The organism is Rhodococcus sp. NPDC019050 (assembly GCF_055664235.1).
This window is the reverse complement of the sequence record NZ_JBVOON010000024.1, coordinates 42538-55368: the sequence shown is the minus strand read 5'-3', so window position 1 is coordinate 55368 and position 12831 is coordinate 42538. Positions and strand designations below refer to the sequence as shown.

Sequence of the window (12831 nt, the reverse complement as noted above, 5' to 3'; positions counted from 1 at the left end):
GTGAGTTGGTTACCGAATCGGTCGCAGTCCTCCTGAAACGACATGATCGTCGCAACCTCTCGTTGAGAGTGTTGCGACGATCATGTGAACCCGCCGTCGGTGTGGGGCCTCGTGGTGTGTTTGTCAGTCCTCGGGGCTGAATCCGAATTCGGGGAGGACGTTTCGACCGGCATCGAGGACTTCTTGCACTCCCTTGGCGTGCAGGCCGTGGTCGACGACTTGGCGGATGAGAAGAGCGAGCTTGGGGATCTGGGTCTCGTGGGCTACTCCGTTCTCGATGGCGTCGAGGGCGACGGCGGCGCGGACTCCGTAGCCGTGTGCGTAGGCGACGGCGGCGAGGACGGACAGGATCGTAAAGCGGGCGTAGCCGGAGGTCTTGCGGGCGGCGTCGGTCAGGATGGCGACGGCGGCAACGTTGCGGGAGAAGTACAGGGCCACGTCGCGGGCGCGGGGGTTGTCGGTGAGGGTGATCGCGACGGCGACGGCTTCGGGATAGGTCAGCTCGCGGGGTGCTTCGATGGCGTCGCGCAGCGTCTCGAGGTTTGCGGCGTCGGTAATTTCGGGAGCCTGGGCGCGGGCCTGGCGCGCGTCCCACTGGCGCTCGAACAACACTCCGAGGTCTTCGGCGGGTGCGAGTTCGGCGGTGAGGGCGTCGCGGCTGGGGGCAATGGGTGCGCGGCCGTCGATGACTCCGAGGACAGCAACGGTGCTCGCGAGGATGTCGCCGAGTTCGCCGGATTCGGCGCTGGGGAAGTTGAAGAAGGTCTCACCGGCGGTGTACTCGGGCAGGACGGCGGCGATGGGCACGGCCAGACCGAGTGTGTAGGCGTGGCGGGTGGCGGCGAGAAGGGTTTCCTCTGCGGTGTCGCCGTTGGGGTGGATGCTGACGAGCGCGGCGATGGTGGCGTTGAAGTCGGCGGATTCGGCGGCGGCCATGAGCTTGTCGAGAGCGACAACGGCGGTGGCGTTGTCGTGGTCGAGACGGGCGAAGGGGCCGGTCGTTCCCTGGGGATCGATCAGGGCGATGACGAGGGATTCGTTCGGGACCATGCCGAGGAAGGCGGGGATGCCTTCGATGAACTGGGCGGTGTTGAGGCGGGTAACTGGGGCGTTCTCGTTGTTGTTCATGACTCAAGTTTACATCTGTCTTGATGCTTTTTCGATGTTTCATTGGTGCTTTTCCGGTGCTTTTCTGGTGATGCCGGTCACACGTTTTAGGCTCTGACCTGCGGTTTTGCGGGTTTATCGGGGTGGTTCGGTGGCGGTGGTGGAGCGGGTACCTCGGTCGGTCGGTGCGGCCTGGTGAACCGGGCGCGGTGACTGCCGGGCAAGGGCGGGTTTTCCCTTGCTCGGTGGTCGGCGGGTCCGGTAGGGCCGTGGTGTGGCGACCGGGCGCGGTGCACGCGGAGCAGCGGGAACCTTGGGAGGGAGGGACAGGGGTCCGGGGGCGGAGCCCCCGGGATCGATAGAGCCGACACACGGCAGACGAGCCGGGGCACACCCCTAGCCAGAGCGAGGGGGCACCGTCCGCCGGCCGCGGGAGCATACGTTTGCCGCCCCGAGACCAACGAGGCAAAAATCCGACTGCCACACCGACCCTCGAACACACTGCTCGTCGACACCCGACACGACCCCAAAGGGGGTCCGGGGGCGGATCGCCCCCGGAGACAGGACACCTTCTCGGCCTCGACATCCGAACCGAGACCGTCTCGGAGCCAGTCGGCGTCGGGTGGTTCACTACACTCATGACGTTCCATGCGGTAGCTGCACTTGTGATGATTTCGGGTCCTGCCGACACCGAACAAGAAGTTGAAGCAGTCAGAGCCACCATCGCGAAATGGAACAGCAGCCACGCCAGGGATGAGGGCGTCGTGTTCGTCCCCCAGCACTATTCGACCGATACGGTCCCGGTCCTACGTGCAGGTGTCGATGGTCAGGCGATCATCAACGAGCAGATCACCAATCATGCAGACGTGATCCTCGCGTTGTTCAAATACCGTCTCGGCACCCCGACTCCGCGGAACGAATATTCGGGCACCGTCGAAGAGGCCGAGGCTCGGAGTGAGACCGGGATGGCACACATGTTCTTCTGGCAGGGCGACAGCCTCCCGATGACGATCGCCGGCAGCACCGAGAAGATGGCGGACTGGGACAAGCTCAAGACGTATCGAGAGACTTTCCACGAAAATACGAGCGGGTTGTATCACGCGTATAACTCGCTTGAATCCTTGATCGAAAAGGTTGAGGCAACACTTTGGCGCGACGCTCGAATTCTGAAGACTAGAGGAAATACGCTTCAGCCAGTCCCCGCTGCGTCTGTTTCAAAACTGGATCTCGAAGTCTCTCTGGACGAAAATGAAGTTTGGCATCATCCGGATCTTCCCGAGTTCATCGAAGTGCTCATTGATAACGAATTGGAACGCGAGAAGAAGCGGGAAGGAATTCCCTCAGCCAATGACGTAATTGCCCGTTCCTTCGTCTCCATTAATTCAGGCTCATCGGTCGACCCAGCCAAAGAAATGGAAGGATGGACCGCTCGCACTCGCGCAAACTTGGCTTCTTTCGACGAAAAGATTGCAGCGGCAGCGGCACTCCCTATAAAGGTCGCACTTTCTACTTCCAAGGTCCTCAAGGACCTGGAAGTAGAGTTCGTGTTCTACGGCGTGCGCGGGCTCGATCCCACCGAGGACAGATTCACCGATATATGGACCCCCTTGCGGAGATCCAAGAGTTCACACCCTCCGTTTGGTGTCCACGTACCCGATTTTTCAGCTTACAATCTGATTCTTCATTCATCCTGGGACACCGTTGGAGACGACGTTGTCCTTACCGTTAGTGTTCCCGACCTTCGTAGACAGGTAAAGCCCTACGAGTCGGAGCCCGCGGTGGTTTTGATGGTCCCTTTCGATCAAACTGGGATCGAGGAAATTAGATATTCCTGGCGTGCCACGGCTATGAATGTGGAAGGGGAGGCAGAAGGTGATGGTTATCTCCCCGTTATGCAGTCAGGACGCGAGGACGTGATCGAGTGGATGAAGTCGCATTTATAAAGTCGACTCGTCTCGTGCACGGCGCAGCGTTGCGTACATCGCAGAACGCGAGAGTCCGCTGATCTCGCAGAGCTGGCCGGCGGTGTATTCGCCGGATTCGTAGTCGGCGAGCAGGCGTTTGCGCTGCAAGGCGGACAGCTTCGGTTGCTTGCCTTTGAGTCGGCCGGCCTTCTTCGCTTCGGCCATGCCTTCGCGGGTGCGGGCGCGGATGAGGTCGGATTCGAACTCGGCCATCAGCGACAACATGCCGAAGAAGAGTTTGCCGGTGGGATCGGTCGGGTCGTGGACGGAGCCGCCGATGCTCAGGCGGGTGCCTTTGGCCTCAAGTTCGTCGGCGATCGCCCGGAGGTCGACGGCGGAGCGGCCGAGGCGGTCGAGTTTGGAGACGACGAGGGTGTCGCCTTCGCGGCAGGCGGCAAGTGCTTCGCGCAGACCGGGTCGGTGTCGGTTGCGGCCGGTGTATCCCTTGTCGGTGTAGATCCGGTCGTCGGGGACTCCCAGGCGTTTGAGGGCTGTGCGTTGCGCTCGCAGATCTTGGCCCGCGGTGCTGCATCGGGCATAGCCGATCAGGATTCCGTCCATGAGGCGACGATAGTGCTGTTTGGGTCAGCTATGCGAGACCGACATGCAGGACGGTTAAACAGGACGGTCGCACGGCCGCCTTCCGCAGGACACGATCGAGTGCCGGACCGTTTCGGGGTGTGCTGTTTGAGGATCGTCTTACAGGACCCGCGAACATATGCGCGGGGATCGAGAAGTGCCTCCGGCGGTCATCCCCTCTGGAACGCGGGTAGGACGGGCCACTCGATGGTTGGGCGAGGCACACTGAGTCCTTGTGACCCCTGTGAAGAAGATAGATGCCCAGACTCGACGTGAGATCAAAGAACTCCTACTTGAGTGGGGCTGGCACGGCCACCAGACCGAGCTCGAGTTCCTGTCCGAGCTGTACGAACTCCACACGCTCCGAAGCCGTGATCCTCGGTTCAAGACGGCATATGAAGACATCGAAACGCACCTCAGGTTCAATGATTGGAACGAGGGGTGGGTGTTTACCGATCCACGTTTCGAATGGGAAGGACCGGATGAAACAGTGCTGCGGTTCGTTGCCTACAGGCTTCACCCGCATGTTTGCCGGGAGTCACACAAGGAGCCACTGCTCAAGGCGTTGAGCGAGCTCCTCGCTCCGTGTGGTTATGAGTTTTACGAGCACGAGGGACGTACCGGGGTAACGAAGTTCAACTACCGCGACACTACGAACTACCACCCCCCTCAACCGCCTTCGATAATCTCGGCTGGCGCCCAGCTCGGCGACCCCGAATCCCTCCAACTGCATCTGAAACGGATCGCGAACTCGATCACCAGCGATCCTGGTCTTGCGATCGGTTCAAGCAAGGAACTTGTCGAGGATGTGTGCGCGCAAATACTTCACGCCAAAGGTGCTGCAGTTAACCCCACTGACAATCTGGGGCAGAAGTTCAAAGCGGTAGTCAGCGCTCTCAACCTTTCGAATTTGGCAGTACCCGGCGATCCGAAGGCCAGCGATGCAGCGACCAAGGTCGTTCGCCAACTTACGGGGGCAGTGCAATCCCTCGGAGAATTGCGCAACGCCGCAGGTACCGGGCATGGATCGGGGAAGGTCTCGTCGGCGACCCCGCGCGAGGCACGGCTCGCGTTCAATGCTGCCGTCACCGTCTGCGAATACCTATTTGGGGTATGGGACGACTTCGGCGCTTCGACACCGTAAGACTCGTGTAGCGGCCCATACAGGTCGGCTACAACGGTAGGGCTCCTTGGCGCCCTAGTTGCGCGATGAGCCCTCAGTCGCACTGCCGGTCACATGTTCTCGCTACTGGTCTCACCCCAACACGGGCAATGGTCGATACTGTCCGTTCCAGCTGTTTCGGACAAACTTCGATCGCATCAGAGAGACCTCCACAAATGAGTCGTAAGACAATCGTCGCTTCGACAGCCCTCCTGTTGACAGCTCTGTGCTTCACCGCATGCGGCGACGCTACTGGGGGCGCCCCGGCCGCCCCCAGTAGCGCGGCCTCCTCGCAGGAGGAACAGTCCGAGTCCACTGCGCCGGCGGCATCCGAATCTCAAGCTCTTGTTTCGAGGTTCACGACAGCTCTCGACGACCTCGGCATCGAACATTCCGAGCCCATGCGCGCCGAGGTCGGGTTGTCCGGAGCTCGGATGAAGTTCGACATGCAGGTGAACAATTACGATGCTGGAATCAACCTCTTCCCGGACGCGGAAACGCTCGCGACCTGGCAAGAAGCGAGCGATTCGTTCGGCGGGATCCACGTCGCTCTGCCCGACGGGAACGCTGTGCTGTCGCTGAACAGTTCCGAGGGCATCGCCGACTCCGCGGAGATCGCCCCGAAAATCGCGGAGGCTGTCGGCGGCACGGCGCACGGCGTTTAGACGCCGGGATTTTCCTGCAGGCTGATCCGCTTTGCGGACCTATGTCTCCTGCTGGGGATCGCGACTCGGTGGAAGCGGGATCGAGTCAGGCCAGTTCTTCGGCGGGCTGGAATAGAAGATGTCGGCCACATTCGCGCTGATCAGGTTCGCGCGGCTCAGGGTCGCGCGGCTCAGGTCCGCGCGACTCAGGTCCGCGCCGTGCAGGTTCGCGTTGGTCAGGTTCGCGTCGTGCAGGTTCGCACGGCTCAGCTCCGCGCCGGTCAGCTTCGCGCCGTGCAGGTTCGCGCCGTGCAGGTTCACGCCGTGCAGGTCCGCGCCGGTCAGGTTCGCGCGGGTCAGGTTCGCTCCGGTCAGGTTCGCGACGGTCAGGTTCGCGACGGTCAGGTCCGCGCCGTGCAGGTCCGCACCGGTCAGGTCCGCGCCGTGCAGGTCCGCGACGGTCAGGTTCGCGCGGGCCAGGTTCGCTCCGGTCAGGTTCGCGTCGGGCAGGTTCGCGCCGAACAGGTTCGCGTCGGTGAAGTTGAAGCGGGACCCCGACCAGGATCTCGCCACTCCTGAGCGTTGCGTGTGGTCCCGGATGACGCTGACGATTGCGCTTCGCACGTCCTTCTCTTGGCGTTCTACCTGGGGTGGTCGTGGCGGATTAGGTGCGAGGCGGAGAGGTTTTCTTCCCGCGACGTGTGGGCGGGACGCAGGCCGCGGGCCCGGCGCGGTGGAGTGTTTGGTCGGCGAGGTTCGATCGGAGCGAAGGTATGCGCACAGGAGGTCGATGCACACCTGGCGTTCGTCGTTGTTGCCGAAGGTGTGCCAGTCGTCTGCGAGGGAGGCCAGGGCGTACACCCCCGCTAAGCGGATAGCGGAATTTTCATGGCCGAGCTGTTCGGCGCAGGTGGTGTACCGCTCGCGCAGGTTCCGCTCGACGCCGGTGCGGTGCTCGCGGTCGTCGGCCTGGACCTTGTGTTCGTGCTGGCTTGCAGCCGTCTCTTGTTGCCTGGCAGCCGTCCCGTTGGCGGTGTCGAGTGCTCGCTGCCGGTGATAGGCCAGGACTGCTGCGGGGACTCCGACCGCGGCCGCGGCGATCAGTCCGACTGTCCGTCCAAGGCCACTCAGATCAGCCGTCACCACGCTCACGCCAGCTGGGGTAGCGAGTTCGGCGAGGATCCAGGTGACGACCCCGACCAGGATCAGCGTGCCGACCCCGTAGAAGACCAGAACCTTCGGCGAAACTTGCTCCGCTCGGGGCACGGGCACGTTGCCTCCGGGCGATGGAACAGGCGAATCCGGGAGCGACACAGCAAGAATCTATACAGGCACTTACCCGGGTTGCCGGAGGCCATCGCAGCTGACCGTCTGTGTCGCGGCGGGTGCGGCGGGCCGATGCTTCCCGAAGGTTGCATGAGCGTCCTTCCATCGGCCTGCCGCGGATCCGATTCTACGAGTGTTCGAATGTATGTGCGAATATTGTGAGTATGGGGTCGTATGAGCGTGCCCCGAAAACGTGCCCGGAAGGACATCGGCTGGGGCCGAACCGAGCGGTAGTGGGCTGGATCCCCTGCTCGTGCGAGACGGCGGCGCGGCCGTCGGGCGCGATGGGTCACCGCACGTACTGGTGCGCCTCGTGCGGTGCGGAGATTTTAATTCCCCCGCACACCGGCCCGGTGCTGTTCGGGGTGCAGTGGCCGACGCGCGATGATCGCAGCGATTCGTAATCCGAGGTTTCGTGTTGTCTCGGCGGCCGCGGATCCGGCCGTCGCCTTCGAGTGGAAGTCACCGAGCTACCGTGAGGTCCGTGGACGCGGCACGACGGGCTATCGGGGATTCGGCCGACTCGATGACCGAGGACGAACTCGAGGCGGCGGTCGCGGCGTTCCATGCCCGTGAGCGGGCGCTTCTCGTCGCCGGTGACGGTGAGGTCGCGCTCGAGCTGGCGTGCACGAAGTTCGTGCTCCTGTCCACTCTGGAAGATCGTCGCGCGCGCCGCTGATCGGCGGCGTTGCTTGGATTCGGGTTTTCTCCGACTTCCGTATGTTGCGGTATTTGTACTGCCCGCTCGCCGGTGGGGCCGTACTGGCAGTGCCAAGTCGGTGGTCGCGGTGGATTCAGGGCGGCGCGCTAGCGACGCTCATTGAGTGCGGGCCGCCGGGCCTGGGTGTTCGAGTCTCCGAAGGACGGTGCTGCCGCACCGCCGCTGCGCGCCGGCTTGCCATCGAAACGATCGTCTCCCCTCGTGGACTGCGGTCCGGTCCTTCGTTTTCTTCTCGGCGGCCCACGAGATTCCGCCACGTGCGACGCCAGCGCGGAGCGGGGAAGCTCCGTCGCTGGCGCCGATCGCCTTCTCAGCCGGCCTTCCGGCCTGCTGCTCGCCGGTAGACGATGAGCACGAGCCCAAGGTTGACCAGGGACAATGCCAGTAAGGTCCACTCCATGTCCTACCTCCTTGTCGGTGGTGCGGGATATACTTCGGAGGGAAGGTGGACGCGGCTGGTTGCCGCGCCCACCAGGTGTTACCTCCTCCTAGCTCGACCCTTGCGGCGGCGCTTAGTTCCAGCTAAGCGTCGCTTGCTCCTTTTCGGGAGCATGAGTCGTGCTGTTTGGAGGGCCACTACCGCTGTGACGAGCTGAACCACCGCGGTGGTCAGCTGCACGAGGTTGTGGGCCATTGGGCAACACCTCCCTCCTGCCCCGCGTACGAGGCACGCCCGATTCAGCGGATTGGGGTGGGGTGTCAACCCCGGAGAGCGGAGGGCCGCCGGAATCGACTTTCACGGCGGAGCGCAGCGGAGCCGCGGGTGTGGAAGTCGATGGAGCGCGTGGGCGGAGCGCAGCGGAGAACGCGCGGTAGTGCCCGGAGCGTGGGTTGACGCCTCGGGCCCCCGGTCCGCTTCACTTGGGCGACTCGTATGACGGGATAACGCAACCACTGGCTTGGCCCCGAAGGGGTTTCAGTGCGGCGTAGCCGCTCCATGGGTGCAGTCTGCTGCCTGAGTGTTCGAGTCTTCGCATGAGGGGCTGCCGCCGAAACGGTCTTCTCGCCTCGTCGACTGCGGTCCTTCGTTTACTTCTCGGCCACTTCTGGCAGGCGTGCTTGAATTCGTATTACACTATTCGGTATGGCTGACGAGACGATCAACGGAATCCCCGTCACCGACGAGATGATCGAGGGTTGGGCAGATGAAGCCGAGGCTGGTTACGACGTCGCCGCCCTGCGTAAGCGTGGGCGTGGACGTCCGACGATCGGAGAGGGTCCTGCGACCGTGGTTCCGGTTCGCCTGCCCGAAGCTTTGTTGAAGTCGTTGAACGCGTGTGCTGAACAAAGGCATGTAACCAGGTCGGAGGCGATTCGGGAGGCGATCGAGGCCTGGACTCGGGTCTCGTGAATGTGCACAGATCCGCACTCAAGCACGGAATCGACGAAGCCGACAGTATCTACGCAGCTCAGAACTACGTCTTTGTAGCGCCCCTCAGTGACGACCACCCTGCACGCGAACTCCGGCTCGGTTTTGACCCGAAGAACCGCCTCTTGGAACTGGTGGTTTTGCGATTCGACAGCGGTAACGAACTTCTCATCCACGCGATGAAAGCCCGCAAGCAGTACCTCGATCTACTCCCCTGAGCCTTGACCAGCCTGCCGGCCACAGATCGGTTCTACCGCGCTGCAGCGAGGTCGTGTCCTTATCCCGTCACTGGACCCCTCCTGCGGACCGACAGTCGGACTGGACTTCGTTGCCGTGGCGGGAGCACGGTGTCTACTCATCGTCCTCCCAACCGTCATCGACCGATCCACGTGGAGCCTTCGACGGGGCGATCGGCGGAGCCGGAACGGACGCACCCAGCCCGATACCGTCGAGTGCGTCATGCAGCGAATCGCGCACCCGCTCGCGAGCATCTCCAATTGCCTGGTTGTATGCCAATTGGGCGGCCGCGCCTCCGGCAGCGCCCGCACGTTGGTATCCGCCCCACCACTCGACCGGTCTGTACCCAACTCCCGAGGGATCGATCCGAACCACCCAGAAAGTCTTTCCCATCTTTCGCACGGTCCAATAGGTCCCGTCGGCCGAGTAGGTTCGGTATCCGTTACTCATGGGGGACGATCCTGCCCCAACGACTCGGTTTTAGCTCTCTCACAGTTCCGGTGTGAAGTGCTGACTGTGCGTAGGCGGTTGGTGTTCGTGCGTGGCTGGGGGCCGGCTGTTCGGTTGGGGCGGTGTGTGATTGACCTGCGGCGGCCTGTGCCACTCCCCCGTTGCCGACTCTCGACTGTGTGTTTCCGCTGCCTCTACCTCGGCGAGTTCGTGGTGCATCTCGCCCTCGACGGGCGTTTGCTCTGGTTCGCGCGCGCCGATCGTCGTGGTGGGCCCGGCCTGGTTGTCGACCTCGAGGGGGTCTGGCGCGAGGGCCGGGATGGTCAGGGGCTCGTGAATGTCGTTGCGGCCCGGGGACTCGAGTAGGGTATCGCTGCGCTGGGTCAGGACATCCCAATGCCGCTCGTACCGTTGCTGGGCGTCCGCTGCCCTCGGTCCTTCCGGCGTGCTGGGTAACTCGGTGGTGACGGCCCGCTTGAGTTCGGCGGCGAACGCTTCTCGGCCGGCAGCACGCATCGAGGTCTCGAGTACAGGGTCGGGCTCGGCGCCCTCGGGGGGATCGTCGTGGTAATTCGCTGCGTGGGTTGCGGCGCGGAGCGCTTCGGGGTCGATGACGCGCCAGTCGATGGTGCGGTCGGGATCGCTGTGGACGAGCTGGTCGGTCATGAGCAGGACGGCGACCGACTGGACTCCTTCGGTTTCCTCCTGGATGGCGGCGATGTGGCGGCCGAGCTGGTGCGGGTCGGCGAGCGTGTGGGCGTCGGCGGCCGCGATCACTGGGCTGGTGTAGGCCGGGGTGTCGCTGATGATGGGCATGAAGTCGGTGTGCAGCTCGCGGTGGATGACGCTCGCGTGCAGTTCGCTGCCGTCGCCGGTGATTTCGCGGTGCGCGAGATAGTCGGCGGTTCTCAGGGCCAGCTCCCAGGTGATGAGGCGGCGTAGCCGGGCTGGGTCGCGTTCGTCGAACGCATTGACCGGGGCGCCGGTGTCGTAGTGCATGGTTCGTTTGTCTGCGGTGGGGTCGAACAGATCCTTGTACCGGTCGTTCGGCGCAGGCAGCGCGGCGGCAGTGCGTTCGGCAGCCAGGGTGGAGGCGCCCTCGAGGATCCGGCGCACGGCAGCATCGTGCTCGGGGCCGTAGTCGGTGCGTTCGGCGAGCGTCAGACCGAGGCGGACCAGGGCGTGAGCGTTGTCGAGTTCGGCTCCGCGCAGGGCTCGCTCGCGGGGAATCTCGCGGAAGGTTTCGGCGGCGGTGTAGGGGCCACTGCGGTCGCGGTCGTAGTCACGCATCATCGCCAGGTGGCTGACCAGGGACAACACGGGGCGACCGGGGGCCGGCGTGACGGGTGCGTACCCCTCGTTCGGTACGACGGCGGGTGCGAGGACGTCGGCGAGCAGTCGGGGGTCTCCGGTCTCGGCGGTGACGTAGCGAGCCGCGGACAATGCGGCGAGGTCGACGCGGGTTGTGTTGATTTGCCATCCTGCGGTGTCTGCGACGCGCCGGAACAGTTCGTACTGGCTGCGGGAGTTTCCGTCGGCGAAGGGATGGATCTCGGTCATCCGGGCCCAGTAGTCGGCGAGGCGGGTGACGAAGGTGTGGTGGTCGAGTCCGATCAGGTTGTTCTCGTCGGCGAGGTCGGCGAACAGCTCCTCGACGTCGGCGGCGGTGTCCTCCGGGGTCGAATGCATGATCGGAAGGTTTCCCTGTGTGGTGGCCACGGTCTTGTACTGGCCGGCCCACGAGTACACGCGATACAAACCACGCCGGTGGATCTCCCGCAGGAACTCACCGGTGAACCTCTCGGGCGACGGGATCGCCGCGAACTCGTACATTCCCGCTGCGAAGGACCGGTCCTCGATGCGTTCGAGAAGGCGTGCATCGGTGATCCCCAGCAGGTTGATTCGGACATCCGTTCCAGAGATGTAGCCCTCGGATTCGATGGCCGATGCGGTCACTCCGCGTCCTTGCGGTGCTGTTCGATCAGCTCGTTGATCAGGTCATCGAGCGTTTCGCCGGCTTCGAGCCTGTCGATGATCGTGCGGGGATCTTCGATGTCGAACTTCCCTGCCATTGCGTTGGCAGCCCGGATGTTCTGGGCAATGTGATCGCGTACCGCGTCCTCGCCCAGTGGGGCGAGCCGTTCTCGCAGGGACAGCTTTTTGGGTCGGTTGTCGTTGTCGGTCATGGTCTCCCCCGTGTGTGTCGTGCGTTCAAGACGTGAGACAGGCTCAGCACCGGTGCCCTCTCCCCCATCGGTATCTCTACTTGATCCTTCCGACGGTAGGCGCGGCACCGATCCTCGTGCGAACGTGCTCGAGTCGCTGGGTGGCGGTGCGCTGGGCGCGTCCGATGGCGACCATGTGCTCGAACAGTTCGTGTTCGGGCAGGGTCTCGGCGGCCTCGGTGATGGCGGCGCCGGCGGCCCGGAAGCTGCGGCGGTAGGCGGCGCTGATGACGGCGTGGGCGTAGAAGGGCGCGGCGATGGGATCCGCTTGTGCGGTGGTGGCTGTGGTCAGGGCGTAGGCAAGGCGGCGGCCGTGGTGTCCGGCGAGCTGGCCGTGGCGTTCGAGGTGGGCCAGGACCATTGCGGGGTCGTGAGGTTGGCCGGTGGTCACCAGGGCAGCGAGGGCGTCGAACAGTTCGGCGTGCAGCGGTTGGTGGAAGTCGGTGGTGATGAGCAGACCCACGATGTCGGCGGCGGTGTCTCGGGCGGCGAACAGCAACGCGCACAGCAGCAGGGTTTCGGTGTCGGCGTCCTCGGGCGCGAGCTCGTTGGCGCTGATGTAGCGATCGAGGTCGGCCTGATCGGTGAGGGTCATGCGCTGATCCGTTCGTCGAGGGCATCGGCGGCGTCGAGTACCGGGGTGGGGTCGGGCTGGCCGGTGGGCGCGGTGGCGATGGTGGCGCGGGTGGCGGTGCGGTTGTCGATGGTGACGATGACTTCGCTACCGGCGGGCGCAGCGTAGGAGAGCGCGAGCGTGCGCGCTGCTTCGGCGGCGGCGGATGCGGCGGCGGAGTGGGTGAAGGCGCAGCCGGAGTCGGAGTGCGTGCCGGCGTCCGTTGTCAGGGTGACGGTCCAGACGATCATTGCGGTGCTCCTTCATCGTGGCGGGGTTTTCCCAGGTACTCGTCCATTGTCGCCTTATTTGCATGTTTTGTGAAGCCTTTCCGGTGACTTTTATATGTATATCTGATGTTTTTCTGATTTGGTTGTGGTGCTGGGTAGGTGACGGGCGCGCGCCGTCGGCGTCGACCGGGGGCTCGATGCCCC

Annotated in this window: 13 protein-coding genes; 6 read left to right on the top strand and 7 right to left on the bottom strand. The window is 63.8% G+C overall.

What is annotated here, in order from left to right:
- Positions 1-123 precede the first annotated feature (123 nt).
- Positions 124-1128, bottom strand: a complete 1005-nt coding sequence (locus AC0B44_RS19935; RefSeq protein ID WP_471904509.1) for a DUF4192 domain-containing protein — start codon at positions 1126-1128, stop codon at positions 124-126.
- 617 nt (positions 1129-1745) lie between these two features.
- On the opposite strand from AC0B44_RS19935, the gene AC0B44_RS19930 reads away from it, so the two are divergent.
- Positions 1746-3050, top strand: a complete 1305-nt coding sequence (locus AC0B44_RS19930; protein ID WP_471904508.1) for a hypothetical protein — start codon at positions 1746-1748, stop codon at positions 3048-3050.
- Here AC0B44_RS19930 and AC0B44_RS19925 read toward each other — a convergent pair.
- A complete protein-coding gene (locus AC0B44_RS19925) occupies positions 3045-3632 on the bottom strand; it encodes a recombinase family protein (RefSeq protein ID WP_006937976.1) in 588 nt (195 codons plus the stop codon). The genes AC0B44_RS19930 and AC0B44_RS19925 overlap by 6 nt on opposite strands.
- A gap of 253 nt (positions 3633-3885) precedes the next feature.
- Here AC0B44_RS19925 and AC0B44_RS19920 point away from each other — a divergent pair, with 253 nt between their 5' ends.
- A complete protein-coding gene (locus AC0B44_RS19920) occupies positions 3886-4794 on the top strand; it encodes an abortive infection family protein (RefSeq protein WP_471904507.1) in 909 nt (302 codons plus the stop codon).
- Positions 4795-5246: 452 nt separating this feature from the next.
- Positions 5247-5477, top strand: coding sequence for a hypothetical protein (locus tag AC0B44_RS19915; RefSeq protein ID WP_471904506.1), 231 nt, complete (start codon positions 5247-5249; stop codon positions 5475-5477).
- Between the two features lie 39 nt (positions 5478-5516).
- Here AC0B44_RS19915 and AC0B44_RS19910 read toward each other — a convergent pair whose 3' ends face one another.
- Positions 5517-6728 carry a pentapeptide repeat-containing protein gene (locus AC0B44_RS19910; RefSeq protein WP_471904505.1) on the bottom strand — a complete coding sequence of 404 codons (1212 nt, stop codon included), beginning with the start codon at positions 6726-6728 and terminating at the stop codon, positions 5517-5519.
- Between the two features lie 538 nt (positions 6729-7266).
- Here AC0B44_RS19910 and AC0B44_RS19905 point away from each other — a divergent pair.
- The 3 genes from AC0B44_RS19905 to AC0B44_RS19895 all read left to right on the top strand — a co-directional run bounded on the left by AC0B44_RS19905 (position 7267) and on the right by AC0B44_RS19895 (position 9090).
- Positions 7267-7461: a hypothetical protein gene (locus tag AC0B44_RS19905; RefSeq protein WP_471904504.1), complete on the top strand. Its 195-nt coding sequence runs from the start codon at positions 7267-7269 to the stop codon at positions 7459-7461.
- 1126 nt (positions 7462-8587) lie between these two features.
- On the top strand, positions 8588-8854 hold the full coding sequence (locus tag AC0B44_RS19900; protein ID WP_471904503.1) for a ribbon-helix-helix domain-containing protein: 267 nt from the start codon (positions 8588-8590) through the stop codon (positions 8852-8854).
- The gene (locus AC0B44_RS19895) at positions 8851-9090 is read left to right on the top strand and encodes a toxin (protein ID WP_471904502.1); all 240 of its coding nucleotides are present in this window, start codon (positions 8851-8853) and stop codon (positions 9088-9090) included. The genes AC0B44_RS19900 and AC0B44_RS19895 overlap by 4 nt, the downstream gene beginning before the upstream one ends.
- Before the next feature lie 508 nt (positions 9091-9598).
- Here AC0B44_RS19895 and AC0B44_RS19890 read toward each other — a convergent pair.
- The 4 genes from AC0B44_RS19890 to AC0B44_RS19875 form a co-directional block, all read right to left on the bottom strand.
- On the bottom strand, positions 9599-11515 hold the full coding sequence (locus tag AC0B44_RS19890) for a Fic family protein (RefSeq protein WP_471904501.1): 1917 nt from the start codon (positions 11513-11515) through the stop codon (positions 9599-9601).
- Complete coding sequence (locus AC0B44_RS19885; protein WP_439808520.1) at positions 11512-11745, bottom strand: hypothetical protein; 234 nt, start codon at positions 11743-11745, stop codon at positions 11512-11514. The genes AC0B44_RS19890 and AC0B44_RS19885 overlap by 4 nt, the downstream gene beginning before the upstream one ends.
- Before the next feature lie 76 nt (positions 11746-11821).
- Entirely contained in the window at positions 11822-12379 is a 558-nt protein-coding gene (locus AC0B44_RS19880) for a DnaB-like helicase N-terminal domain-containing protein (RefSeq protein WP_471904500.1), read from the bottom strand.
- Positions 12376-12648: a hypothetical protein gene (locus AC0B44_RS19875; protein ID WP_471904499.1), complete on the bottom strand. Its 273-nt coding sequence runs from the start codon at positions 12646-12648 to the stop codon at positions 12376-12378. The genes AC0B44_RS19880 and AC0B44_RS19875 overlap by 4 nt, the downstream gene beginning before the upstream one ends.
- Positions 12649-12831 lie beyond the last annotated feature (183 nt).